Annotated in this window: 26 protein-coding genes; 14 read left to right on the top strand and 12 right to left on the bottom strand. The window is 32.6% G+C overall.

What is annotated here, in order from left to right; translation table 11 throughout:
* Nucleotides 1-41: 41 nt before the first annotated feature.
* Nucleotides 42-476: a hypothetical protein gene (locus tag PW52_RS11235; protein WP_044633044.1), complete on the bottom strand. Its 435-nt coding sequence runs from the start codon at nucleotides 474-476 to the stop codon at nucleotides 42-44.
* A gap of 180 nt (nucleotides 477-656) precedes the next feature.
* Here PW52_RS11235 and greA point away from each other — a divergent pair, with 180 nt between their 5' ends.
* Both greA and PW52_RS11225 read left to right on the top strand, forming a co-directional pair.
* Nucleotides 657-1130, top strand: coding sequence for a transcription elongation factor GreA (greA, locus tag PW52_RS11230; RefSeq protein ID WP_044633043.1), 474 nt, complete (start codon nucleotides 657-659; stop codon nucleotides 1128-1130).
* 85 nt (nucleotides 1131-1215) lie between these two features.
* On the top strand, nucleotides 1216-1605 hold the full coding sequence (locus tag PW52_RS11225) for an HIT family protein (RefSeq protein WP_044633042.1): 390 nt from the start codon (nucleotides 1216-1218) through the stop codon (nucleotides 1603-1605).
* A 13-nt stretch (nucleotides 1606-1618) separates the two neighbouring features.
* On the opposite strand, the gene PW52_RS11220 is transcribed toward PW52_RS11225, so the two are convergent.
* Complete coding sequence (locus PW52_RS11220; RefSeq protein ID WP_044633041.1) at nucleotides 1619-2773, bottom strand: sensor histidine kinase; 1155 nt, start codon at nucleotides 2771-2773, stop codon at nucleotides 1619-1621.
* Nucleotides 2774-2892: 119 nt separating this feature from the next.
* Here PW52_RS11220 and PW52_RS11215 point away from each other — a divergent pair, with 119 nt between their 5' ends.
* From PW52_RS11215 to PW52_RS11195, 5 genes are all read left to right on the top strand, one after another.
* Nucleotides 2893-3762: a flavin reductase family protein gene (locus PW52_RS11215; RefSeq protein WP_044633040.1), complete on the top strand. Its 870-nt coding sequence runs from the start codon at nucleotides 2893-2895 to the stop codon at nucleotides 3760-3762.
* A gap of 76 nt (nucleotides 3763-3838) precedes the next feature.
* Nucleotides 3839-4216 carry a DUF3127 domain-containing protein gene (locus PW52_RS11210; RefSeq protein ID WP_044633039.1) on the top strand — a complete coding sequence of 126 codons (378 nt, stop codon included), beginning with the start codon at nucleotides 3839-3841 and terminating at the stop codon, nucleotides 4214-4216.
* A gap of 82 nt (nucleotides 4217-4298) precedes the next feature.
* Nucleotides 4299-4919 carry a leucyl/phenylalanyl-tRNA--protein transferase gene (gene aat / locus PW52_RS11205; RefSeq protein WP_044633038.1) on the top strand — a complete coding sequence of 207 codons (621 nt, stop codon included), beginning with the start codon at nucleotides 4299-4301 and terminating at the stop codon, nucleotides 4917-4919.
* A gap of 96 nt (nucleotides 4920-5015) precedes the next feature.
* Nucleotides 5016-6041 carry an ACR3 family arsenite efflux transporter gene (gene arsB, locus PW52_RS11200; protein ID WP_044633037.1) on the top strand — a complete coding sequence of 342 codons (1026 nt, stop codon included), beginning with the start codon at nucleotides 5016-5018 and terminating at the stop codon, nucleotides 6039-6041.
* A 154-nt stretch (nucleotides 6042-6195) separates the two neighbouring features.
* The gene (locus PW52_RS11195) at nucleotides 6196-7437 is read left to right on the top strand and encodes a glycosyl hydrolase (RefSeq protein WP_052823465.1); all 1242 of its coding nucleotides are present in this window, start codon (nucleotides 6196-6198) and stop codon (nucleotides 7435-7437) included.
* 12 nt (nucleotides 7438-7449) lie between these two features.
* On the opposite strand, the gene PW52_RS11190 is transcribed toward PW52_RS11195, so the two are convergent.
* Genes PW52_RS11190 through PW52_RS11180 form a run of 3 tightly spaced genes read right to left on the bottom strand, consistent with a single transcriptional unit; the run spans nucleotide 7450 to nucleotide 9245 of the window.
* Nucleotides 7450-8166, bottom strand: coding sequence for a DUF2490 domain-containing protein (locus PW52_RS11190; protein WP_131453997.1), 717 nt, complete (start codon nucleotides 8164-8166; stop codon nucleotides 7450-7452).
* Nucleotides 8114-8689, bottom strand: a complete 576-nt coding sequence (locus PW52_RS11185; protein ID WP_052823464.1) for a hypothetical protein — start codon at nucleotides 8687-8689, stop codon at nucleotides 8114-8116. Before PW52_RS11185 ends, PW52_RS11190 begins: the two co-directional genes overlap by 53 nt.
* Nucleotides 8679-9245: a DNA-3-methyladenine glycosylase I gene (locus PW52_RS11180; protein WP_044633035.1), complete on the bottom strand. Its 567-nt coding sequence runs from the start codon at nucleotides 9243-9245 to the stop codon at nucleotides 8679-8681. Before PW52_RS11180 ends, PW52_RS11185 begins: the two co-directional genes overlap by 11 nt.
* A gap of 105 nt (nucleotides 9246-9350) precedes the next feature.
* Between PW52_RS11180 and PW52_RS11175 the strand changes: the two genes are divergently transcribed.
* Nucleotides 9351-9968: a thioredoxin family protein gene (locus tag PW52_RS11175; RefSeq protein ID WP_044633034.1), complete on the top strand. Its 618-nt coding sequence runs from the start codon at nucleotides 9351-9353 to the stop codon at nucleotides 9966-9968.
* Here PW52_RS11175 and PW52_RS11170 read toward each other — a convergent pair.
* From PW52_RS11170 to PW52_RS11145, 6 genes are all read right to left on the bottom strand, one after another.
* The gene (locus PW52_RS11170) at nucleotides 9955-10662 is read right to left on the bottom strand and encodes a hypothetical protein (RefSeq protein ID WP_052823463.1); all 708 of its coding nucleotides are present in this window, start codon (nucleotides 10660-10662) and stop codon (nucleotides 9955-9957) included. The genes PW52_RS11175 and PW52_RS11170 overlap by 14 nt on opposite strands.
* 62 nt (nucleotides 10663-10724) lie before the next feature.
* The gene (gene truB / locus PW52_RS11165; protein ID WP_044633033.1) at nucleotides 10725-11420 is read right to left on the bottom strand and encodes a tRNA pseudouridine(55) synthase TruB; all 696 of its coding nucleotides are present in this window, start codon (nucleotides 11418-11420) and stop codon (nucleotides 10725-10727) included.
* A gap of 1 nt (nucleotide 11421) precedes the next feature.
* Nucleotides 11422-12216, bottom strand: coding sequence for an undecaprenyl-diphosphate phosphatase (locus PW52_RS11160; protein WP_044633032.1), 795 nt, complete (start codon nucleotides 12214-12216; stop codon nucleotides 11422-11424).
* Nucleotides 12213-12470: a DUF3098 domain-containing protein gene (locus PW52_RS11155; protein ID WP_044633031.1), complete on the bottom strand. Its 258-nt coding sequence runs from the start codon at nucleotides 12468-12470 to the stop codon at nucleotides 12213-12215. The genes PW52_RS11160 and PW52_RS11155 overlap by 4 nt, the downstream gene beginning before the upstream one ends.
* A gap of 37 nt (nucleotides 12471-12507) precedes the next feature.
* A complete protein-coding gene (locus PW52_RS11150) occupies nucleotides 12508-13386 on the bottom strand; it encodes a cell division protein FtsX (protein WP_044633030.1) in 879 nt (292 codons plus the stop codon).
* Nucleotides 13387-13473: 87 nt separating this feature from the next.
* Nucleotides 13474-14400: a DMT family transporter gene (locus PW52_RS11145; RefSeq protein ID WP_044633029.1), complete on the bottom strand. Its 927-nt coding sequence runs from the start codon at nucleotides 14398-14400 to the stop codon at nucleotides 13474-13476.
* Between the two features lie 159 nt (nucleotides 14401-14559).
* Between PW52_RS11145 and PW52_RS11140 the strand changes: the two genes are divergently transcribed.
* The 4 genes from PW52_RS11140 (at nucleotide 14560) to PW52_RS11125 (ending at nucleotide 20786) form a co-directional block, all read left to right on the top strand.
* Entirely contained in the window at nucleotides 14560-17655 is a 3096-nt protein-coding gene (locus PW52_RS11140; RefSeq protein ID WP_044633028.1) for a leucine--tRNA ligase, read from the top strand.
* 165 nt (nucleotides 17656-17820) lie between these two features.
* Nucleotides 17821-18072, top strand: a complete 252-nt coding sequence (locus PW52_RS11135; RefSeq protein ID WP_044633027.1) for a SemiSWEET family sugar transporter — start codon at nucleotides 17821-17823, stop codon at nucleotides 18070-18072.
* 173 nt (nucleotides 18073-18245) lie between these two features.
* Nucleotides 18246-18941 (top strand): zinc metallopeptidase, encoded by a 696-nt coding sequence (locus tag PW52_RS11130; RefSeq protein ID WP_044633026.1) that lies wholly within the window; start codon nucleotides 18246-18248, stop codon nucleotides 18939-18941.
* A gap of 72 nt (nucleotides 18942-19013) precedes the next feature.
* Complete coding sequence (locus PW52_RS11125; RefSeq protein ID WP_044633025.1) at nucleotides 19014-20786, top strand: MutS-related protein; 1773 nt, start codon at nucleotides 19014-19016, stop codon at nucleotides 20784-20786.
* A 452-nt stretch (nucleotides 20787-21238) separates the two neighbouring features.
* Here the strand turns inward: PW52_RS11125 and PW52_RS11115 are convergent, their stop codons facing one another.
* Entirely contained in the window at nucleotides 21239-22141 is a 903-nt protein-coding gene (locus tag PW52_RS11115; RefSeq protein WP_052823462.1) for a thioredoxin domain-containing protein, read from the bottom strand.
* Between the two features lie 196 nt (nucleotides 22142-22337).
* Here PW52_RS11115 and PW52_RS11110 point away from each other — a divergent pair, with 196 nt between their 5' ends.
* On the top strand, nucleotides 22338-23309 hold the full coding sequence (locus PW52_RS11110) for a sensor histidine kinase (RefSeq protein WP_044633023.1): 972 nt from the start codon (nucleotides 22338-22340) through the stop codon (nucleotides 23307-23309).
* Nucleotides 23306-23995, top strand: a complete 690-nt coding sequence (locus tag PW52_RS11105; protein ID WP_044633022.1) for a LytR/AlgR family response regulator transcription factor — start codon at nucleotides 23306-23308, stop codon at nucleotides 23993-23995. Before PW52_RS11110 ends, PW52_RS11105 begins: the two co-directional genes overlap by 4 nt.
* Nucleotides 23996-24058 lie beyond the last annotated feature (63 nt).

Here is a 24058-nt window from a genome sequence, read left to right as displayed (position 1 = left end):
AAGTTAGAAGCGTAGTTAACATTTAAGTTGACTGCGCTTTTTTAATTGTAGATAGTTAAAGAATTTCCGTTTTGCTGTACGCGATAGTTTTTTAAAGCGCAAACTAAAGTTGGGTCGTCATTATCGCTAATTTCACCTGTTACAAAATTATAAGTATTTCCGTTACCACAATCGTTAGTTCCAAACAAGCCATTTGGCACTAGTGCAGAACACGAACCAGGAACATAATTAGGGTCGCTAGCATCCCAAGCCATAAAGCTCGAGCCGGTATTAGCAACAATAACACCATTGTTTCCAACTCCAGAAATGTAAATAGAGTTTCCTACAAAGCCTAGAGTGCTGTATTGCGGAAGACTTAAATTAATGTTTATATTCACGTTAATATCAAGCAAAAAATTACAGTTTTCGTTTCTTACGGTATTGCTGCTGCAACCTAAAAACAATAGGGTAAACATTAGGACAAAGAGAGACTTCATAGGAGAAAATAAATTTTGGCAAAATTACAACAAAAGTAATCTGTTTTAGTACTTTATAAACGTAAAATTAACCGAGTGAATTAAAAATTTTGTATTTTTGTTATACAATCTCGTTTATACGAGATTTTTTTGTATGCTGAATTTAATTCAGCATCTTTTATTAAGTAAAACGATGAAGTTATGAGTAAAGTATCATACTATACACCAGAAGGATTAAAAAAATTAAGAGACGAGCTTAACCAGCTTAAAGATATAGAACGCCCAAAAGCATCACAAGCAATTGCAGACGCAAGAGATAAAGGCGATTTAAGTGAAAATGCAGAATACGATGCTGCTAAAGAAGCTCAAGGCATGTTAGAAATGAAAATTTCTAAATTAGAAGAAACTTTGGCTAATGCGCGTATTATTGACGAGTCGCAATTAGATACCTCAAAGGTATTAGTGCTAAGTAAAGTGAAAATTAAAAACCAAACCAATGGTATGGAAATGAATTATACTTTGGTGGCAGAAAGTGAAGCAGATTTAGCTTCAGGAAAAATTTCGGTAAATTCACCAATAGGTAAAGGATTATTAGGTAAATCGGTTGGCGATGTCGCCGAAATTAAAGTACCAAGCGGTGTTATGAAATTTGATATTGTTGAAATTTCTAGATAATATTTCGATGTAGTGTATTTTAAAAAGATTCCTTTTCGAGAATGATGTGATGAGGAATCTTTTATATTTACAAAAATCCTTAATTATGGCTTCTATTTTCACAAAAATTATAAATGATGAAATACCCTGTTATAAAATAGCTGAAACCGATGAGTTTTTTGCCTTTCTTGATATAAACCCCAATGCCAAAGGGCATACGTTGTGTATACCAAAACAAGAGGTTGATAAATTATTCGATTTAGATGAAGCCACTTATAATGGATTAATGCAGTTTTCACGGCAGATTGCTAAAGCTATAGAAATTGCCATTCCATGTAACCGAGTTGGCTTAACTGTAATTGGTTTAGAGGTGCCACATGCACATGTACACTTAATTCCGTTAAATGCTATGGAAGATGCTAAGTTTGGTAAAAAAGAAAGTTTAACTCCAGAAGAATTTCAAGCGGTGGCAGATGCTATTAAAGCTGCATTGTAATTTTCACCTTGTTTTAACTTGCTTGTTTTAAATTAATTTGAATGGTCGTGCCTTTGCCAATTTCGGAATGTAGAACCTTTATTTTTCCGTTATGAAAATCTTCAATAATTCGCTTAGTTAACGATAAACCTAAGCCCCAACCACGTTTTTTAGTAGTAAACCCGGGCTCAAAAATTCTATTAAAATCTTTCTTAGCAATACCTTTTCCGCTATCGGTTACTTTTACCATTACATCGTTTTCTAACTGTAAAATTTCAATTATTAATTTGCCACGACCTTTCATGGCGTCAATGGCATTTTTTACTAAATTTTCGATAACCCAGCTATATAATTGTTTGTTGAGATTTACAGGAATTTCTAAACTCGGCGTTGTTATTTCAAATTCAACCAGTTTAGACGCACGTGCCTTTAAGTAATCGAAACTATGAATAGTTTCTGAAACAATATCGAGGGTTTCCAAAACAGGCACCGAGCCTATTTTACTAAAACGTTCGGTTATGGTTTGTAAGCGGTCAATATCTTTTTCAATTTCTACTATGTAATCCGGATTAACGTTTTCGGTTTTTAAAATTTCGGTCCAACCAATTAACGAGGACAGCGGTGTGCCAATTTGATGCGCTGTTTCCTTTGCCATACCAGACCAAAGTTTGTTTTGCGTTGCAATTTTACTGCTTCGATAAAAGAAATAAATTACCGCGGCAAACAAAAATATAATTAAAAATAAGGCTAACGGATAGTACTTTAGTTTGTTTAAAAGCGGTGAGTTGCCGTAGTAAATAGTGCTAATAATTCTACCATCTAACTTTACTTTTATGGGGTTGTTTTCTTCTTGAAATTTTGCAATTAATTTTTGTACGGCAATGGAGTCTGTTAACTTGCTTTCATCAATGTTATTAAAATCGTAGTTACCATCTTCGGTAACCATAATCATGGGTGTGGTTTTATTACTGGTAATTACTTTAAGAGGTAAATTACCAAGATCGATATCTAAATTTGTGGTTTTTAATAAGTCGGTTTGTGCAAACGACCAATTTTCCATTTTTATACGTTCTTCTTCTTTAAAATGCTGAAAAAACTCGAATGTTTTCCATAAAATAAGAGAAACAATGGTAAAAGAAGCGGTAATAATTATCCAACGAAATAAATTGCTATGCTTGCTTAAAATCATTAACAAAGGGATTTGTTCGGTAATATAATGCAATTCTGTTAATATTATTGTTTAAGTTGTTAGTAAATCGGTTTTTAGATGCAGACTAGAATAGTTACCTTTGTTGAAATAAATTTGCGATGTTGTCCATAGATCCTAAATCCATATCAACTAGCCAGTTACATGGTTATTTGTTGAGTGCTGTGGCACCAAGACCTATTGCTTTTGCAAGTACAATTGATGCCGAAGGACAAGCAAACTTATCGCCCTTTAGTTTTTTTAATGTATTTAGCGCTAATCCGCCAGTGTTAATTTTTTCGCCGTCAAGACGAGTTAAGAATAATACAATAAAACACACGTTAGAAAACGTAGAGGCGGTAAAAGAAGTTGTAATTAATGTGGTTAATTTTGGGTTGGTTCAGCAAATGTCGTTAAGCAGTACCGAGTATGCTAAAGGTGTTAACGAGTTTGAAAAGGCCGGTTTAACCATGTTAAAATCGGATTTAGTTAAGCCGTTTAGAGTTGCCGAATCACCGGTGCAAATGGAGTGTAAAGTTACCAATATTGTAAAATTAGGTAACGAAGGCGGTGCTGGAAATTTAGTAATTTGCGAAGTCGTAAAATTGCATATTGACGAGGCTGTTTTAAATGAAGACGGTAAAATTGACCAACATAAAATAGATTTGGTTGCACGAGCCGGAGGAAGTTTTTATAGCAGAGCAAAAACCGGTTTTTTTGAAATAGCAAAACCTTTAAATACACTTGGAATTGGTGTTGATGGTTTTCCGGAGGATATAAAAAACAGTAGCGTTTTAACTGGTAACGATTTAGGTGTTTTGGGAAATGTTGAGGCTTTACCAACACCAGAAGAAGTAGCCGATTTTTTAAAAAACTTAGCAGTTAAAAAACCAGAAATAACAAATTTTAGCCAAATACAAAAGCATGAGTTGGCGCATAATTATTTAAGTTTTGGCGATGTAGATAGTGCTTGGAAAATATTGTTAACTTAAAAATTAAATAGACCTTTGTAGCCAAAGGATAAATAAAAAAATAAGATAAATAAATAGTAATAAATAATTTGATTAGATGGAAGTTCAAGGAAGAATTAAAGTGATTGGCGAAACCCAAACTTTTGGTAATAATGGGTTTAGAAAAAGAGAAATAGTGGTAACTACAGAAGAGCAGTACCCGCAACATATTATGGTTGAATTTGTACAAGACAAAACCGATTTACTAAACAGCTACAAAGTTGGGCAACCAGTAAAAATAAATATTAACTTACGTGGTAGAGAATGGGTAAACCCGCAAGGCGAAACAAAATACTTTAACTCTATTCAAGGTTGGAGAATAGAGGCTGTACAAGCTGAAGCCGGTGGCGAAAATTTACCTCCAGTTCCTCCAGCAGATGCGTTTGAACCAGCTGGCGATTTAAACGAAGACGATCACGATGATTTACCGTTTTAATTAGTATTCTGATTTATTTTCAGAATCGTATATAACATTTAACCTTTCAATAAGCTATTGAAAGGTTTTTTATTTTTACAAAATGTATCAACTCACAGAAGACCTTTGGTTTCCAGATCCAGACGAAGCTCATAGCGATGGTTTATTGGCAATAGGAGGCGATTTAACTGTACCGCGTTTACTGTTGGCGTACAAAATGGGGATTTTTCCATGGTATGATGTAGAGCCTATTTTGTGGTGGGCACCAAACCCGCGTTTTGTTTTATATCCGCAGGAACTTAAAATTTCTAAAAGTATGCGGCAAGTACTTCGAAATGGCAATTTTAATGTAACTGTAAATAAAGATTTTAAATCGGTGATAACCCAATGCGCTTTAACGAATAGAAAAAATCAAGATGGAACATGGATTACTAAAAGAATGATTGAAGCATATACTAAACTACATGAACTAGGTTATGCAAAATCGATTGAGGTTTGGCAAAACAATGTTTTAGTTGGTGGTTTATATGGTGTCGATATAAAAAATGGTATTTTTTACGGTGAAAGTATGTTTACAAAAGTGAGTAATGCGAGTAAAGTAGGGTTCGTTACTTTCATTAAAAATTCAAATTACGCACTAATAGATTGTCAAGTTCACACCAAACATTTAGAAAGTTTAGGAGCGAAGCACGTTTCTGGAAAGACATTTTTTAATATGTTATAGTTTAATTCTTAAATTAAATTTATTTGAATTTTCAGTTTGATAATATATTTTAACATCGTAATATTGCAATATTAAAATAATAAACTTTAAGCAGGTATGAAAAAATTAAGTTTTCTAGATAAAAATTTAACCTTATGGATATTTATAGCCATGGCGATTGGAGTGGGAATTGGGTATTTCTTTCCAACCTTTCCAAATTTTATTAACTCTTTTAATCAAGGTACAACCAACATTCCTATTGCTATAGGTTTAATTTTAATGATGTATCCACCGCTTGCCAAAGTTAACTATGCTTTGTTACCAAAGGTGTTCCGTAATACAAAAATACTTTCCATTTCACTTATTTTAAATTGGATTGTTGGTCCTATACTAATGTTTGTTTTAGCCATAACCTTTTTAAAGGATTATCCGGAATATATGGTTGGTCTTATTTTAATAGGGCTTGCACGATGTATCGCAATGGTTTTAGTTTGGAACGATTTAGCAGATGGAAGCAGTGAATATGGAGCAGGTTTGGTAGCGTTAAATAGTATTTTTCAAGTATTTGGTTATAGCTTTTACGCATGGTTATTTATTACCAAATTACCACCTCTTTTTGGTTTTGAAGGAGCTATTGTGGATATTTCCATAGGTACTATTGCAGAAAGTGTCGCTATTTATTTAGGACTTCCATTTTTATTAGGAATATTAAGTCGATTAATTTTGGTGAAGCTTAAAGGAGAAGATTGGTATACACATAAATTTATACCAACCATTTCGCCACTAACTTTAATATCTTTACTATTTACAATTATTATCATGTTTTCTCTTAAAGGCGAATTAATAGTTGAGATACCAATGGATGTTTTAATAATTGCTGTACCCCTCTTAATTTATTTTGGATTAATGTTTATTGTTGGGTTTTTCTTTACAAAAGCTATGGGTGCGGAATACGATAAAACTGCTGCCGTAGCATTTACAGCTGCAGGTAATAATTTTGAGTTAGCCATTGCAGTTGCAATAGCCGTTTTTGGACTTAATTCGGGGCAGGCCTTTGCCGGGGTTATAGGACCATTAGTAGAAGTCCCTGCTTTAATATTGCTAGTAAAGGTATCGTTCTGGTTAAAGAAAAAATACTTTTAATTGACATCCATAATTAGTACCAATTTAAATTAGTTAATTAATAAATAAACCGAATTTTTGTTAAACCATTAGCTTACAATTATATTAATTAATACTTTTAGTTAATTCTTTACATAAGAGGTTTTTAATTATAATTGAAAAACAATACGTTTTTATGAAAACTAATTTAGTTTTTAGCTTTATTTTAAGTCTTTATTTTAGTACTTCTTTTGCCCAGATAAGTGCACATTATGGAGCCGCTAAGTTTGCACCAAATAATGGTGATAAACTTTTAATAATGGGACAAGATTTAGGAGCTGTAGGAGGGTTGTCCTCACATCAAAATGGTTATGTAGATGCCTTTTTAAAAATTCCAGCAGGAATTACAACTTATACCGATTTGGTAGAATTAAAAGGATTAAAAATATTAAGTAATTGGGGGGCTGGTGATGTTCATGCTGAGGCTTATTTTAACGATACTACCTTTAATAATTCGTTTCTCGTAATTGGTTTATATTTAGTAGATGTTTTACCGTATATAAATGATGGTTATCTCGATTCTAAAATTACAGAGTTAGCACAATGGATAAAATCTAAAAATCGACCGATCTATTTAAGAATTGGTTACGAATTTGACGGTTCTTGGAATAATTATAATCCCGATGAATTTAAAACCGCATGGAAACACATTGTTCATATTTTTGATGAATTGGAGGTTAAAAATGTAGCTTACGTTTGGCAATCTTCTGGAGGTAATCATCCTAATATAGATTTATGGTATCCAGGAGATGATTATGTAAATTGGTTAGGTTATTCTCATTTTAACGGAAGTAATATGGGACAATCTATTCGAGATTTTGCTGAAGCTCATAGCAAACCAATAATGATTGCCGAAGCTACGCCAAAATTAGATTTAAAACAGGGAGATTCGGGGTCGCACTGGAACTCATGGTATGCACCACTATTTGCAAGCATTTATGGTAACGATAACATTAAAGCACTTGCCTACATAAATACAGATTGGGATAGCCAGTCGATGTGGGTTGGTGAAGGCTGGGGAGATTCACGATTACAAGAAGTCGCTTCAATAAAACAAAATTGGGAAACGGAAATAGCTAAATCACCATGGATAGTTGCTTCTGAAAATTTATTCGAGGATTTAAAATACTCATATTGGATAAACCAAAACGGAACGCTTTCGGTTAAAAAAAAAGATGAAAATTTAATTGTTTTAAGCCATAATAATGATCTACCCATAAAAGGTATGGTCGTATATAATATATTAGGACAAACATTGTACAAAACAACTAAAACAAGTATAAATTATTATATTCCGCTTAAAATGTTAGATCAAGGTATTATAATATTAAAAATGAAATACGACAATAGGATTGAAACCTATAAAATAATGATATAATACAATAGAAATTTAAAGCTTTAAAACAGCTGAAGTTAGTAAATATAAACTATGTTTAGCTATTATATTAAAAGCTTCTAGTCTGTATTCTAAACCTGTTTGAAGTTTTAAAGTTTCAGAAATTTGCCATCCAATTTGCGTTATAGTACGTTCGTCAAATTCTGGAGTGTCTTTCTTACTAAAACTCCAAAGCCCTTCTAAAGCAAAGAATAAATAAGGTTCACCAATATCTAGTTTTTCACCATTTAATGGAAAATCAATCGCAAACCTATAGCGTTGTCTAAAAATAGTTTTTGTATCTAAAATGCGCTGTTCAGCTCTAACTCTGTGGCCAAATCTAAAACTGTGCTTTTGTTTTTTGTAGTTAAATTGTTGGGTAAATCTAACTTCGCCAATTCCTGTGTTAAATAAATCTCTATTTCGGTAATAAATTCCTAAACTTAAATCGTGATTAATGTTTAATTTAAAAGTTGAAAAATGATACAAATCTATTTGCTGCTGTTTGTATCCAAAACTATTATCCGGATTTAAAAAATAGCGTGAACGTGCAGCGAAATTAACGCTATAGTTTTTTGTTGCTTTATGATTGACAGAAATAGACGATTCGCCCATTAAGGTTAAATTGTTTTGGCTAGAAACCGATAAACAATAGAAAAGTAAAAGAAATAATAAAGGTTTAAAATAACGCATGCTCGTACGACGATGAAGATATCGGTCTTGATTTTTCAAATTCGCCGGTAAATTTAAAGGTAAATTCTTTGAATAAGCGGTCTTTCTTAGATTTTATTTCTGCAATAATTTCAAAATGGGTGTGTTTTCCAATCGGATTTTCAAGAATATAATTAATAAAATCTGTATCCGTTTTATCCTTTTTGTTAATGTATTGTTCTTGTATTTTTATAAAGCTATATTTGTCAAAATTTGTTTTAAAGTAAGTTGTAATCTGTTGTAAAGCACCTTCAGGAATGTGTTTTTGTTTTATAATAATTTCAATATCTTCAAGTTTACCTAAGGTGTCAAACTCAACGCTATACTGCAATTTGTTATACTTAAATTTAGCTTCGTAACTTTTACGACTACCATCAATTTCTTTAAAAAACTTTAATTTCTTTAATGGTTTTTCTGTACTTAATAATGATTGGTGTGCTAGATTGGGAAATTGAGATAGGGTAATACGTTCTTCTTTTTCATTTTTCGATTGAGCTGAAAGTATACAGGACCAAAATAATAAGATTATAATGTTAAACTTCATGATATCTAAAACAATTAATTTCGTGATCGTTAACCATTCCGATGGCTTGCATAAAGGCGTAAACAACAGTAGAACCTACAAATTTAAAGCCACGTTTTTTTAAATCTTTACTTAAAGCATCGCTTAAAGAGGTATTAGCTGGCGCATCTTTGTAGTTGTTTATATGGTTGTTTATTGGTTTCCCATCAACAAATGTCCAAATATATTTACTAAATGTGCCAAACTCTTCTTGAATTTTTATAAAGGCTTGGGCATTAGTAACTGTAGCTTTTATTTTTAATTTATTTCTAATTATACCTTGGTTCTGTAATAACTCATTAATTTTATTTTGGTTATAGCTTGCAATCTCTTTGTAGTTAAAATCCTCGAATGCAATCCTGAAATTTTCACGTTTTCTTAAAATAGTAATCCAGCTTAAACCAGCTTGAAACGTTTCTAAAACTAAAAATTCAAATAAGGTTTCATCATCATAAACAGGAACACCCCATTCTTGGTCGTGGTAGGCTTCGTAAAGTGCATCACCTTTACACCATCCACATCTGTATTTTCCTTCCATAATTTAGTTGTAAGGTTTAAAGTAAAAGTATGACAAATATCATCCTAATTAAAATATTGATGGGCTAAATTTGCTTCGGTATTTTTGTTTAAATAAGAAGAAATTATGAAACCGTTTATTAAAAAAAGTTTAAATAAAGCTGTTAGTTATTATGTTTACCGTGAGTTAATTAAAGATTTAGCCTTGAATGGGGAAACTACAGGGCCTGAACAAACAGAGGCATTAATTAACTATACGAAACTTAATGATCGACGCATGAAGCGTTGGGATAAAACTGTAAAAGTTACTAATATTAACAAACGTGTTATAGCTAGTGTTACTAAACCCCTTACATTGCTTGCAATTACAGAGAGCTGGTGTGGTGATGCAGCTCATGTATTACCAGCAATAAACAAGGTTGCAGAATTAAATGATAACATAGATTTAAAATTGGTACTTCGAGATGAGAACTTAGAACTCATGGATGCTTATTTAACTCATGGAAGTAGATCTATTCCAAAAATTTTATTTATCGACACTAAGACTGGAGAAGTGTTACATACTTATGGTCCAAGGCCTACAGAAGCCACTAATTTAGTTAATCGATTCAAAGCTAAATATGGAGCTTTAACGCCTGAATTTAAGGAAGATTTACAGCATTGGTATAACAAAAATAAAGGGCAAAATATAATTGAAGATTTTACAGAAATTTTAAATAAATTAGAACCAGTTACTTCCCAATAAAATTAAAAGTAATTGTTCCAATTTGAGATTTTTTGGTGGGATCTGCACTAAAAATTGATTGTTTGGCATATTCTAAAGCCCGCTCTTTTAGGCATTGGTTGGCAGAATTCGACGAGGTGTTTACGTCAGCGTCAATTACATTACCTTTATCATTTACAGTAATATTTATAATAATTTTACCGTCCTCTTCACATAAATAAATAGGAATAGGAATATGTACTTTTGTCCTTTTTAATAACGAATAACTTATGGTGCTTTTAGAGTTGTCCTTTCCTGATTTTTGTTTTTTAAGTAGTTCGTTAACTTTGTTAAACTTTTCAAGCTCCTCTTGTTTCAGTTTAGCATCATCATTACCTTTAATTGTATGTTTTGCTGTGTTAGGTCCATCTTGATGACCGCTGAGTTTAGGAACATAATCTTTTGGCGGTTCTATGGTTTTATAGGCTTGCGCAAAATGCCTATTATCTTTGTTTTCGTTTGAAGCATTATTGGTTTGTGCTTTACGAAGTTTATCTGGAGATTGTTGAACTTTTTGCTCTTCGGGAATGCGTTTTTTTTCTGGTTCAAGCTCGTAATAACTTTCATTTAAGAAGATTTCATGTTTTTCTAAACCTATATTAAAGACTAAAGTAAGTACTGTAATAGCACACAAAAAGGTAATTATTAAAGCCTTATGTTGATTTGTTAGGTTCAAATCTTAAAAAAATGTTTTACACGGGTTCAACCTAATATACGTAAAATTTTGATAAATAGATTTTATTTATGGTTTAGCTCATTAAGGAAGCCCTCGATACTTACGCCATTTTCTACTTTAAAATCTCCAATTTTGGTTCGTCGTAAGGCCGATAAATGCCCGCCAGAATTTAAGGCTTTTCCAAAATCGTTGGCTAAAGAACGTATGTAAGTGCCTTTACTGCAAACAACTCTAAAGTTAACCTTAAGGTTATTTATGGAAGTGATTTCGAATTCGGAAATATGAATGGTTCTTGGTTTAATTTCTACTTCTTGGCCTGCTCGAGCAAATTCATACAAACGTTTACCATCTTTTTTTACTGCCGAAAACACTGGTGGATATTGTTCAATTTCTCCAATAAACTGTTTGGTAGTGTCGTGTATTAATTCTTTTGTAATATGCTCTGTTGGAAAGGTTTCATTTATTTCGGTTTCTAAATCGAAGGACGGCGTTGTGCTTCCTAAAACAATGGTGCCTGTATATTCTTTAACTTGGGCTTGAAATGTATTTATTTCTTTGGTTTTTTTACCAGTACATATAATTAGTAAACCAGTAGCTAAAGGATCGAGGGTTCCAGCATGACCCACTTTTATTTTTTTTATGTTGAAAGCTTGCCGTATTTCCCAACGTAGTTTGTTAACCGCTTGAAATGATGTCCAATTTAATGGTTTATCTATAAGTAAAACTTGTCCTGCAAGGTAATCTTCGGCTGTTTTCATATTAACTCATTAAAGCTACAGCAATAGCTATAACACCAACAACAACACAGTAAATAGCGAAGTACGATAATTTACTTTTTTTCACTAAAGCAATCATCCAAGTACAAGCAAATAATCCGGCTACAAAAGCAGCAACGAAACCAATAGAAAGTGCCGTAAAGTTTTGACTTTCCATAGAAATATCACCACTTAAAATATCTTTAGCAATTTTTCCAAAAATTAAAGGCACAACCATTAAAAACGAAAAGCGTGCTGCTTTGGTTTTGTCGTTTCCTAACAACACCGAAGTTGAAATTGTGGCGCCCGAACGTGAAATACCTGGTAACATAGCAATGGCTTGCGAAATACCAATTATAAAAGCGTTAGAGAATGTTACTTTTTTATTTGTGTCTTTGGCTTTATCTGCTAAAAAGAGTAATAAGGCTGTTACAATTAGCATACATCCAACAAGTAAAATATTGCCGCCAAATAAGGCTTCAAGTTGTTCTTCAAAAAATAAACCAACAACAACTGCCGGAATCATAGAAACTCCAATTTTAAAAATGAATTGTAAATCGTCGTTCCATTGAAATTTTAGTGCACCTTTTATTAACTCTAAAATATCTTTTCTAAAAATAACAATGGTGCTTAAAGCGGTTGCAAAGTGTAAAACAACGGTAAAAAGTAAACTTTCTTCAGGAACAGAATTATCTCCTAAAATAGCTTTACCTAATTCTAAATGTCCGCTAGATGAAACGGGGAGAAACTCAGTGAGTCCTTGTATAATTCCTAAAATAATAGCGTCGATGATGTTCATGAGTTCTTTTCTGGGTTTAATAAAATAGCATATACTTCTATTCCAAAACCTAAAAGTACCAACATAGGCGCTAAACGTATACGTCTCCAGCTAAAAATGTTAGGGTTAAAAACACTTGGATCGTCGCTGCCACCACCAGACATTAAAATAAACCCTAGAGCAATTATGGCTAACCCAATAAACATGAATTTATAGTTTTTTTTACCAAAAACAAAAGCCGGTTTTGCGCTTTCTTTTCGTTTTTGTTCTCCCATAGTTTTTAAATTTTATACAAATAAAAGCAATTATTATTTAGTAGTATAGTTGGTCGGTTTTTAAGTTTAAAAAACGTTGTGTAGCAAAATGTGTGCTTATCCAAGTTATAATAACACCTAAAGCAAAAATAAATACAAATAATAGGCCTACCAAAATTGGATTACTTAGCAAGTTTAGTTCTGCAAATGTTTGATTTAAATAGTATAAAACTACAGCCATTCCTAATAAAGCTAAAAGTGCTCCAATCATGCCTAAGCGAATGCTTTTCCAAATAAACGGTCTTCGAATAAATTGTTTTGTTGCACCTACCATTTGCATGGTTTTTATTGTAAATCGTTTTGAGTAAACCGATAATCTAATGGAGCTGTTTATTAGTAAAACCGCAATAACAGTAAAAATGCCACTTACCAAAAGCACCCAAAAACTAATTTTTTTAACGTTATTATTCATTAGTTGAACCAAGTCGTTATCGTAGCTTACTTCGTCGACAAAATTTTTGTTTAACGCTTCGGTCGAAATTTTTTCTAAGTGTTCGGTAGTTACAAAATCGGCTTTTAAATGTACATCGATAGAGTTTTGTAATGGATTATATCCAACAAAATCCATGAAATCTTCACCGTTTTGGGCTTTCATAAATTCGGCCGCTTGCTCCTTCGAAACGTATTCGGTGTTTTTTACATAATCGGCCATAGCCAAACTTTTTTCAAGTTGTTTGGTCTCAACTTCTTTGGCGTTATCTTTTAAGTAAATAGTAACAACCACTTGTTCTTTAAAATGATCGGATACTTTTTTAGCATTCAATACCAATAAGCCTAATAATCCTACTAAAAATAATACCAAAGCAATACTTAATATTACCGAAAAGTAAGATGAAATTAAACGACGTTTTTGGTGTTTTTCGAATGGTGAACTCATAAAATGAACAAATTAATCGTGTAAAAATATAAAACTTAATAACATCATTGCAGTAAAATAATGCTTTTAAAATAAACGATAGCCATGTTAAATTGTTTTACTGGATTTCGCTTTTTTACTACGACTCACAATATAAACTCCGGCCGCAACTAGAATACAACTAAAAATTTTAATCATATTAATATCTTTAGCATATTCACTTTGCATAAAAATGTAAGCCAAAATACTTACCAAAATAAAACTTACTACAGGTTGTAAATATATATAACTACTTGTAATTGATGGCGCTAAATGTTTTAAAGCAAAAATATTAAAAAGGTAAGCGAAAAAGGTGGTGAACAGCACCACGTAACCAATGGTTAAATAGGTATTTGTAGTAAAAGCTCTAAAATTTGTGTTTATAAAATCTTGATAGTTAAATGGTAATGCAAAAATAAATCCGAATAAAAATATCCAACTTGCCACTGTTACAGCATGATATTTTTGCATTATGGTTCGTACAATTACTAAGTATAATCCGTAACTACAAGCATTAAGAAAAATGAATAAATTACCCAAAAATGAGCTCGTGCCTTGGGCTTTATTACCGTAAAGAATTAATACAACCGCACCAATACCGGCAATGGTAATACCTAAAACTTTGTTCATTGTAATTTTTTCTTTTAGTATTAAAAAGCTAAAAATTAACACTAAAACAGGTGTTGCAGTTTGTATTATAGAGGCATCGATAGGCGATGTTAAATTAATTCCGTGAAAAAAGAGCATTTGGTTTAATGCACCACCAAACAATCCGCAAAGTAATAGCCGAGTAAAGTCTTTTTTATCTACACGTTCTTTTACAAAGAGTAATTTAACGAGCCAAAATAAAAAAGTACACCCAGCTAACCGAATAAAAACAAAAGCGGTTGGAGTGATTTTTTCGGGCATAATACCTTTGGCAATAATGTAGTTGGCGCCGTAAATAGCATTGGCGCCAATAAGTGCTAAATGCGCTTGTGTTGTTTTGTTTGTCAAATTAAAAATAACTTTAGGTTACGAAATTACAAATTGCATTTTTATGGAATTGGTTTTATATCATTAAAAATAGGTTAATGTAAATGTGTTCGTATTAATTGGCTCTTTTTCGTTTTAAAACGTAAATTTGCGCTTTCAAAAAATGTAGAAATAAACAGGATGAAATACAATTTCAACGACATTGAAGCCAAATGGCAAAAATATTGGGCCGAAAACCAAACGTTTAAAGCTGAAAACAATAGCGATAAACCAAAATATTATGTGTTAGATATGTTTCCTTACCCAAGTGGTGCAGGTTTACATGTTGGGCATCCGTTGGGTTATATTGCATCCGATATTTATGCACGTTACAAACGCCACCAAGGTTTTAATGTTTTACATCCGCAAGGGTACGACTCGTTTGGTTTGCCTGCAGAACAGTATGCTATTCAAACAGGTCAACACCCAGCATTAACTACCGAAGCCAATATAAAAACATACCGCCGCCAACTAGATCAAATCGGGTTTTCTTTTGATTGGAGTAGAGAAGTGCGCACCAGTAATCCAGAATATTACAAGTGGACACAGTGGATTTTTATACAATTATTTAATTCATGGTATAATGTAGATGCTAATAAAGCTGAAGACATTTCAGAATTAATTAAAGTTTTTGAAAACGAAGGTAACGCCAATGTTAAAGCTGTTGCCGATGAAGATATAGCTGTTTTTTCTGCTGAAGAGTGGAACGCTTTTTCAAGCAAAAAACAACAAGAAATTTTACTAGGATATCGCTTAACGTATTTAGCTGAAACCGAAGTAAACTGGTGTCCGGCTTTAGGAACCGTTTTAGCCAACGACGAGATTGTAAACGGCGTTTCAGAACGTGGTGGGCATCCTGTGGTGCGTAAAAAAATGACCCAATGGAGCATGCGTATTTCTGCTTATGCCGAACGTTTATTACAAGGTTTAGAAACTATTGATTGGACAGATTCGCTTAAAGAAAGTCAACGCAACTGGATTGGTAAATCGGTTGGTGCATCGGTAACGTTTAATGTGAAAGATTTTGATGCTAATATAGAAGTCTTCACCACGCGTCCCGATACCATTTTTGGTGTAAGTTTCATGACATTAGCACCAGAACACGATTTAGTATTACAAATTACAACACCAGAACAAAAAGCTGAGGTTGAAGCCTATATTGAAGCTACTGCAAAACGTAGCGAGCGCGAACGTATGGCAGATGTTAAAACCATTTCGGGCGCTTTTACTGGGGCTTATGCAGAGCATCCGTTTACCAAAGAGCCTATTCCAATCTGGATTGGCGATTACGTACTTGCCGGTTACGGTACAGGCGCCGTTATGGCAGTGCCTTGTGGCGACCAACGCGATTACGATTTTGCAAAGCATTTTAATATTGACATTATAAATATTTTTGATGGTGTAGATATAAGCGAAGAAGCTTACGCATCTAAAGACAATGTAAAAATTGCTAATAGCGATTTCCTTAACGGAATGAACTATAAAAAAGCAACAAAACGCGCCATTTACGAACTAGAGCAAATTGAGCATGGTAAAGGAAAAACCAATTACCGCTTGCGCGATGCTGTTTTTAGTCGTCAGCGTTATTGGGGCGAGCCATTCCCGGTGTATTATGTAGATGGTATGCCGCAAATGATTGATGCCAAACATTTACCAATACAATTACCAGAAGTTGAAAAATATTTACCAACCGAAACAGGCGAGCCACCATTAGGAAATGCCAACGTTTGGGCTTGGTGTACAGAAACCAATTCGGTTGTAGAAAATAGCAAGATAAATAACACAACGGTGTTTCCTTTAGAGCTTAATACTATGCCAGGTTGGGCAGGAAGTTCATGGTATTTTAACCGATATATGGATGCTGGCAACACCGAAGCTTTTGCAAGTAAAGAAGCTTTAAATTATTGGAAAGAAGTCGATTTATACATTGGCGGAAGCGAGCATGCCACTGGCCATTTATTATACGCACGTTTTTGGCAAAAGTTTTTATTCGATAAAGGATTTGTGCCAGTTGATGAGTTTGCAAAAAAACTAATTAACCAAGGTATGATTTTGGGAACTAGTGCTTTTGTTTGTAAAATAACAGATTTTGCTTTGACATATGGTGAAGATGTTGAAATTAAAGAAAACACAATTGAAATTAGTCTTGAAGATCTTAAAGAAAGACAGAAAATAATAAATAATCTTAATAAGTCATTTTCTAACACTTTTATTTCGTTTGATTACTTGGAAGATGCTTTTAAACAGCAGTTTAAGAAATTTCCGGTATTTGTCAAAGTTAAAGAAATTGAGCCATTGAAGAATGAGTTCGTTCGATTGGGTTTTGACGAAAATATTACCTTAACTATTAATCCATATCATACTGATATTCAGTTGTTAGAAGTGGTAAAGGACGGTGTTAATTTTAAATATACCGATGAGTTAAACGTTGATGGGTTTAGAAAATGGCGATCAGAATATAGTGAAGCTAAATTAATTGTAGGGAATAACAATATTTTTAAAACATATAGAGACGTCGAAAAAATGTCGAAATCAAAATATAATGTTGTAAACCCAGACGATATTGTTACCGATTATGGTGCCGATAGTTTACGTTTATACGAAATGTTTTTAGGACCTTTAGAGCAATACAAACCTTGGAATACCGCTGGTATTACAGGTGTGCACAATTTCTTAAAGAAACTTTGGAAGTTATATGCAGACGATAACGGACTAAAAGTTACCGAGGCAGAACCAACCAAAGACAACTTAAAAACATTACATAAAACCATAAAAAAGGTACAGGAAGATATTGAGAATTTTTCTTTTAATACTTCGGTGTCTACATTTATGATTGCTGTTAATGAGTTAACCCAGCAAAAATGTACAAGCAAAGCTATTTTAGAGCCTTTATTGGTTTTAATTTCGCCGTATGCGCCACATATTTCAGAGCATTTATATGCTTGTGTTCAGTTTAATAAAATGATTGAAGTTAGCCAATTACCAGTCGATTTTAAAGGTATTTCAACAGCGTCGTTCCCAGAGTTCGATGCCAGCCATTTGGTAGAAAGCAGTAAAAATTACCCCATTTCGTTTAATGGTAAAATGCGTTTTACGCTTGAATTACCAATGGATATGAGTAAAGATGATATTGAAAAAACGGTAATGGCGCACGAAAAAACGCAGGAGCAATTAGCAGGAAGAACACCTAAGAAAGTAATTGTAGTACCAGGAAAAATTGTAAATATTGTAGGTTAAATTTAGGTTTAATCGTTAACCATATATGTTCGATTTATGGTGTTGCGTTAGGGATTGTAGCGGCATCCTTTTTTGTTTTTCTCAAAAAAGATATAGCGTAAAGCCCGACGCCGACCTTAGGAGGTGTAACGCCTAAATTATTATATAATTTATACCATTTTTATTATGGAAATTGTAGGTTTTGTAGCAGCATTTTTAACTACGGCAGCGTTTTTGCCTCAGGTTTATCAAACTTGGAAAACAAAGGATGTTTCAAGTTTATCTATGCCTATGCTAAGCATGTTTTTTGTGGGTATTGTGCTGTGGTTAATTTACGGTATTAGTATTGATAGCCCATCGATGATTGCAGCGAATAGTATTACCGTGGTTTCGGCATTTATGTTGGTTTATTTTAAGTTGAAGTACGCTAAACGCTAAAGTGTTTGGTGCGTTTTAAATTTTACTTGGTAGCGGTTTTATTGCGAGATTACAGTGTTAAGTAAAATGGAATGTTAAAAGTTATAGCGAGTTTAGAAACTGACAAACTTTCACGCTAAAAATTTGGCTTTATTTTTGTTATATTTATTATATCAATATAAAAAATAAAAAAGATGATTGGATATTATATATTAATTGGAGCTATTGCACTAGTAAGTTGGTTAGTAAGCAATACTTTAAAACGAAAATTCGATAAATACTCGAAAACGCCGTTACGTAATGGTATGAGTGGCGCTGAAATTGCGGAAAAAATGTTGGCAGATCATGGCATTTACGATGTTGAGGTTATTTCTACGCCTGGGCGTTTAACCGACCACTACAATCCGAAAAATAAAACAGTAAATTTAAGTCAGGCGGTTTATAACCAACGCAATGCGGCTGCAGCGGCTGTGGCGGCACATGAGTGTGGCCATGCGGTACAGCATGCACAAGCGTATAGTGCTTTAAAAATGCGTTCTACTTTAGTACCTGTGGTTTCTGTAACTTCGGGAATGTCGCAATGGCTTGTTATTGGTGGTTTGGTTTTAGGAGCAGCATCGGGATCTAGTATTGGGTTTTTAGTGGCTGTTTTAGGTCTTGTTTTTATGGGAGCTGCAACCTTATTTAGCTTTATTACCTTGCCTGTTGAATACGATGCAAGTAACCGCGCTTTGGCTTGGTTAAAAAATAAAAATATAGTTACTCCAGAAGAATATAAAGGATCGGAAGATGCCTTAAAGTGGGCTGCTAGAACCTATTTAGTTGCTGCTATTGGTGCGTTGGCTTCATTATTATATTGGGCCATGCAAGTTTTTGGTGGTCGCGATTAATGAATTAAGAAATTACATTAAAGCTCTGAAGTTTTTCAGGGCTTTTCTTTTTTTTAAATAGCAACTATTTTCATGCAAAATCCATTAGATTATTATAAAAAGTATAGTGAAGTTTATGCTGTAAAAACGAAACAAATTTCAAGTAAACTACGTTGGTTTAGTTTGTTGCGGCTTTCGGTTTTTGCTTTAACGGCTTTTGGTGTTTACGCCATGCGTTTACATTGGCAAGTGGCGGTTGTAATTGCGGTTGTAGGTTTGGCTGTATTTGGGTTTTTGCTTTCAAAATACACCGACTTAAAAACCAAAAAAGCCATTAATAAAAGTCTGGTAAATATTAATGAAGAAGAACTAAAAATTGCTGCGGGCGACTTTTATAATCGTAATGATGGTTTACAGTTTCAAGACCCAACCCATTTTTATAGTTTAGATATCGATTTGTTTGGTCGAGGCTCTTTTTTTCAGTTTATAAATAGAACAACTATTGCCGAAGGTGGCGAAGCACTTGCAAATGCTTTAAAATCGAATAATATTGTTAATATTTCTGAAAGACAAACAGCTATTAAAGCGCTTAGCGAACAACCAGAATGGCGTCAATTATACAGTGCAACCTCTAGTTTGGTGGCTGTTGAAACACCTGCTCATAACATAATTAATTGGTTAAAACAGTATAAGCCTTTTACAACGACATTTATAAAATGGCTGCCATTAGTGTTTACGGTTTTGTCTTTATTAATTTTTGGGTTAACCATATTTGGTGTGGTTTCTAGTTTGGGTTTTATTGGCTATTGGTTGGTTTTTGGTTTAGGTATAACTGGCGTTTATTTAAAGAAAATTGGTGTTTTAGCAAGTCATACCGATAAAGTTAGAGACACCTTTAGGCAATATGCAACCTTGCTTAAATTAATTGAAGATGCTGCATTTAATTCTGAATTACTTCAGGAAAAACAACAAAAAATAAAATCGAATAACCAGAAAGCATCACAAGTGTTTAAAAGTTTTTCAAAGGCTTTGGATGCGCTCGATAATCGCAATAATTTAATTGGTGCCATTTTTGGAAATGGTCTCTTTTTAAACGATTTAAAAAACGCTTATAGAATCGAGCAATGGATAAAAGCAAATGCTACAAAAGTGGAAGATTGGTTCGAAGTGGTTTCGTTTTTTGATGCGTACAACAGTTTAGGAAACTATGTGTTTAATCACGCCGAATTTGTGTTTCCAGAAATTGTTACGTCTAATGCGGTTATAAAAGCCAATGGTTTAGGGCATCCGTTACTCGATAAAAATAAGCGAGTTGATAGTGATTTAATATTAAATAACGAACAGTTTTTTATAGTGACCGGTGCAAATATGGCTGGTAAAAGTACCTTTTTACGAACTGTTTCCTTGCATATTGTAATGGCGAATGTTGGTTTGCCGGTTTGTGCCAAAACTAGCCAATATGCGCCTGTAAAACTTATTACAAGTATGCGAACTAGCGATTCGTTAACCGATGATAGTTCGTATTTCTTTTCAGAATTAACCCGTTTAAAATACATTGTTGAAGCTATAAAAAAAGAGCCGTATTTTATTATTCTCGATGAAATTTTAAAAGGAACAAATAGTACCGATAAGGCCATTGGTTCGCGCAAGTTTGTTGAAAAATTAGTAGCATCAAACGCAACTGGTATTATCGCGACTCACGATTTAAGTTTATGCGAATTGGAAAATGAGCTTCCAGAAATTAAAAACTACTATTTCGATGCCGAAATAGTTAACAACGAACTCTTTTTTGATTATAAATTAAAACAAGGTATTTGCCAAAATATGAATGCTTCCTTTTTATTGCAAAAAATGAATATAGTATAACGTGCTAATCTAAAGTTAATTAAATTTAGTCGACACATATTTTCCATTTAACGAAAGATAAAAAAAGATAGAAGGTGGTTAGGTTATTTTTGTCAAAAAATTAATCTAATGCCCTCTTATTATGACAACTTATTATGTTATTTCGGTTTTAATTATTATATATGCTTTGGTTAGTTTAGTATTTGCTTATAAAGCTTTTAAATCACTGAAACATCAGTCAAAATTAAATGTACCGAACACAAATAATAGCTTAAATATTAATGCTAAAGATTTCAAAATTACTCGAAAATTTAAAACTTTAGATTTTATAAACAAGTTTGAAAATTTTAATAATTGTGATAATTGTCCTTTAGTTTCAAAAAATAAATGTAATAACTACTGTGCTTATAATTTATACAAAATTCAAGAGATTAAATTAAAAATTCAAGATGAAATTTCACCTTTATTAAAACCTAACGAAGGTAGTTTAACTTATTAAATTTTATTTTCTTAAGCATTTCGCTAGCATTTTTATCATCTGGTTTTAAACTTAGTACTTTGTAGTAATTTTTTAATGCTTCGGAGTAATTTTCAGTGTTGAAATAGGCTTCACCTAAACTATCGTAAACATTGTATTTATAAGGGTATATTTGGGAGTTTAACTTAAAAACAAATAAAGCTTTTTCTGTTTCGCCTGATCGTAAAAGGGAATAGCCATAAGTGTTAAGTTCTCTGCTGCCTTTGGAAAATTCGGCTAATCGCGGTATTAAAATAGGAGTTTCAATGGTTAGGCTATCTATACTTTTTGTGTTTATTAAATGGTGCATATAATTTGCGACGACGTAATTTGGGTGATATTTGTTTGAAACACAAATATTGTAAATGTCCCGTTCAAAAGTTTCAACAGGAAATTCTACAATTCTATTAACTTCTTTACCGTTTTTATAAAAAATAAAAGTTGGCACACGGTGAATGTTCAGCCCTTTTTCGTCGTGGTTAGGGCTTTGTTTATAGGCGTCTTTGGTATTGTTAACAGCAAAAACTTGTAACTGACTTTCTGGAAATTTGGCGTGCTCTAAAACCTTATAAAATCGAGGTACTTCGCGTTTACTGTCGCCGCACCAAGTGCCTAAAAATACTTTAATGTGGTAGGTGTTTAGGCTATCTTTTAGTTGTTTAACAAGGTCTTTGTTAACTACATAATCGTTATGGTTTTTGTTAAACCAGGTACTAAAACTATTTTGTGTAAGCCCCGTTTTGTTAATTTCACCTAGTAAAACCTCTTTGCCTTCATTGTTAATGGTTAATTGATTTAGATTTTGAGAAAAATTAATTTGAACACAAATTAAAAATAGATAAATAACTGCTCGTATCATGTAAAAGTAAGATTGATGTTTCTCAAAACTAGCGTATTAAATTGAAGGTTTCAATTAAAATGTACAGCAGGTAAGCATAATAGTTTTAACGGTTATTTTGTTGGTACAATATGTAAATTGTAAACGTTGGTGTAATTAAAGAGACCGTTTGTACACAATTGTTTGATGCTTTTTTATTTCTGCCTATTTTTAATGAATGGTTATTGTAAAAAAAAATATTTCTCAAATATTAGTACATCTTCTATTTTGGTTGCTATTTGTGTTTGTGTCGCTGTTTTTGTTCTCTAATTTTTATTGGAAAGAGAATCCGTTTTTACAATACTTGGTTTTATTAGTAGTTATTGTTTATTTAAACAATTTTTTATTGCTGCCATTTTTTGTAAAAAAGAAGTTGTACGCGTTTTACATATTTGTGTTTGCAGCCATTTCTTTTTTTGCAACCCAATTATATTGTTATGCCTTTGCGCAATGCGGTTGTAGTTTGTATAAATGTTTAAGCGATTATTTATGGCAAACTTTAGTGCCCTTAATTTTCTTTTCGTTTGTTTGGATGTTGTATCGTTTTATAGACGAACAACAAGAGGTGGAAAAAGTTAAAAAAGAACATGCCGAAATGGAATTAAAGTTTCTTAAAACCCAAATAAACCCGCATGTATTATTTAATAATTTAAACACCATTTATTCGTACGCTTTAGAAAAACCAGCCGAAACGCCCGAACTTATTTTAATGCTATCCAACAATTTAAAACATGTGTTGTACGAAAGCAATGAAACTATGGTGGCTTTAGAAAAGGAAATAGAGTTTATCGATAATTATATAAAGTTTCAAAAACTAAGAACCGAAGGTGTTAAAACCATAAAATACACAAAGCAAATTGATACGTTTCAACATCGTATTGCACCTTTATTGCTAATAACTATCGTTGAAAACGCTTTTAAGCATAGTGTTTTAAATAGTGAGATTTGTATCACTATTACGGTAGAAAAAGCCCAGTTAAAATTAGTTTGTAAAAATGATTTCGATACCCAAAAAAATAGTACTTCTCAACAAAAAATAGGTTTAAATAATTTACAAAAGCGTTTAAACTTGCTCTATAAAAACAATTTCGAATTGCTAGTAAATAAAACCGAAACCTTTAACGTAACATTGCTAATTAATTTACAATGAATTGTATAATAATTGAAGACGAAATACCAGCGCAAAACATTATAAAAAATTACATTGAGAAATTACCCAATGTTGAAATAAAAGGCGTGTTTAAAGCTGCTATTGAAGCCAATGCGTTTTTAAACATCAACACTGTCGATGTGGTTTTTCTGGATATTAATTTACCCGATATGCCTGGTTTAGATTTTATAAAAACGGTTAAAAATCCGCCAGAAATTATTATAACAACGGCATATCCGGAGTACGCTGTACCCAGTTTCGAGCTCGATACTATTGTCGATTATTTGGTGAAACCATTTTCGTTTAACAGGTTTTTAAAAGCCGTTAATAAAGCCAAAACCAGATTGCAGCCGCTTACAGAAACCGAGGATTTAAATAAGGAAGGCTTTTTTTTAAATGTCGATAAAACGCTTCATAAAATAACTGTAAACTCTATTTTGTATATCGAATCGCATCGTAATTATATTACTGTGGTTACTCAAAACCAAAAACTAACTTATGTAGATTCGCTTAAAAACTGGGTAGAAAAATTGCCTGAAAATCAGTTTTTTCAAGTGCATAAAAGCTTTATAATAAACCGTAAATTTGTCGATAAAATTTCAGGAAATCTAGTTTATATTAATCAAGAAAAAATTCCTATTGGAAGAACGTATAAGCAGAAGCTTTTAAAACTCTTAGGAATATAAAATTTTGTTAAAAGAGTAACTTTTAAAAAAGCTACGTGTCTTAACTGAAACAATAAAATTTAA

Origin of the sequence: Neotamlana sedimentorum (assembly GCF_000943565.1) — a bacterium.
In the GTDB taxonomy this organism is placed as follows: Bacteria; Bacteroidota; Bacteroidia; order Flavobacteriales; family Flavobacteriaceae; genus Neotamlana; species Neotamlana sedimentorum.
The sequence above is the reverse complement of the archived record's forward strand: the minus strand, read 5'-3'. Positions and strand labels throughout refer to the sequence as shown.

Coding starts and splice junctions, on each gene's coding strand:
- PW52_RS11235 (WP_044633044.1), bottom strand. CDS start 476: ATGAAGTCTCTCTTTGTCCTAATGTTTACCCTATTGTTTTTAGGTTGC.
- greA (WP_044633043.1), top strand. CDS start 657: ATGAGTAAAGTATCATACTATACACCAGAAGGATTAAAAAAATTAAGA.
- PW52_RS11225 (WP_044633042.1), top strand. CDS start 1,216: ATGGCTTCTATTTTCACAAAAATTATAAATGATGAAATACCCTGTTAT.
- PW52_RS11220 (WP_044633041.1), bottom strand. CDS start 2,773: ATGATTTTAAGCAAGCATAGCAATTTATTTCGTTGGATAATTATTACC.
- PW52_RS11215 (WP_044633040.1), top strand. CDS start 2,893: ATGTTGTCCATAGATCCTAAATCCATATCAACTAGCCAGTTACATGGT.
- PW52_RS11210 (WP_044633039.1), top strand. CDS start 3,839: ATGGAAGTTCAAGGAAGAATTAAAGTGATTGGCGAAACCCAAACTTTT.
- aat (WP_044633038.1), top strand. CDS start 4,299: ATGTATCAACTCACAGAAGACCTTTGGTTTCCAGATCCAGACGAAGCT.
- arsB (WP_044633037.1), top strand. CDS start 5,016: ATGAAAAAATTAAGTTTTCTAGATAAAAATTTAACCTTATGGATATTT.
- PW52_RS11195 (WP_052823465.1), top strand. CDS start 6,196: ATGAAAACTAATTTAGTTTTTAGCTTTATTTTAAGTCTTTATTTTAGT.
- PW52_RS11185 (WP_052823464.1), bottom strand. CDS start 8,689: ATGAAGTTTAACATTATAATCTTATTATTTTGGTCCTGTATACTTTCA.
- PW52_RS11180 (WP_044633035.1), bottom strand. CDS start 9,245: ATGGAAGGAAAATACAGATGTGGATGGTGTAAAGGTGATGCACTTTAC.
- PW52_RS11175 (WP_044633034.1), top strand. CDS start 9,351: ATGAAACCGTTTATTAAAAAAAGTTTAAATAAAGCTGTTAGTTATTAT.
- truB (WP_044633033.1), bottom strand. CDS start 11,420: ATGAAAACAGCCGAAGATTACCTTGCAGGACAAGTTTTACTTATAGAT.
- PW52_RS11160 (WP_044633032.1), bottom strand. CDS start 12,216: ATGAACATCATCGACGCTATTATTTTAGGAATTATACAAGGACTCACT.
- PW52_RS11155 (WP_044633031.1), bottom strand. CDS start 12,470: ATGGGAGAACAAAAACGAAAAGAAAGCGCAAAACCGGCTTTTGTTTTT.
- PW52_RS11150 (WP_044633030.1), bottom strand. CDS start 13,386: ATGAGTTCACCATTCGAAAAACACCAAAAACGTCGTTTAATTTCATCT.
- PW52_RS11140 (WP_044633028.1), top strand. CDS start 14,560: ATGAAATACAATTTCAACGACATTGAAGCCAAATGGCAAAAATATTGG.
- PW52_RS11135 (WP_044633027.1), top strand. CDS start 17,821: ATGGAAATTGTAGGTTTTGTAGCAGCATTTTTAACTACGGCAGCGTTT.
- PW52_RS11130 (WP_044633026.1), top strand. CDS start 18,246: ATGATTGGATATTATATATTAATTGGAGCTATTGCACTAGTAAGTTGG.
- PW52_RS11125 (WP_044633025.1), top strand. CDS start 19,014: ATGCAAAATCCATTAGATTATTATAAAAAGTATAGTGAAGTTTATGCT.
- PW52_RS11115 (WP_052823462.1), bottom strand. CDS start 22,141: ATGATACGAGCAGTTATTTATCTATTTTTAATTTGTGTTCAAATTAAT.
- PW52_RS11110 (WP_044633023.1), top strand. CDS start 22,338: ATGGTTATTGTAAAAAAAAATATTTCTCAAATATTAGTACATCTTCTA.
- PW52_RS11105 (WP_044633022.1), top strand. CDS start 23,306: ATGAATTGTATAATAATTGAAGACGAAATACCAGCGCAAAACATTATA.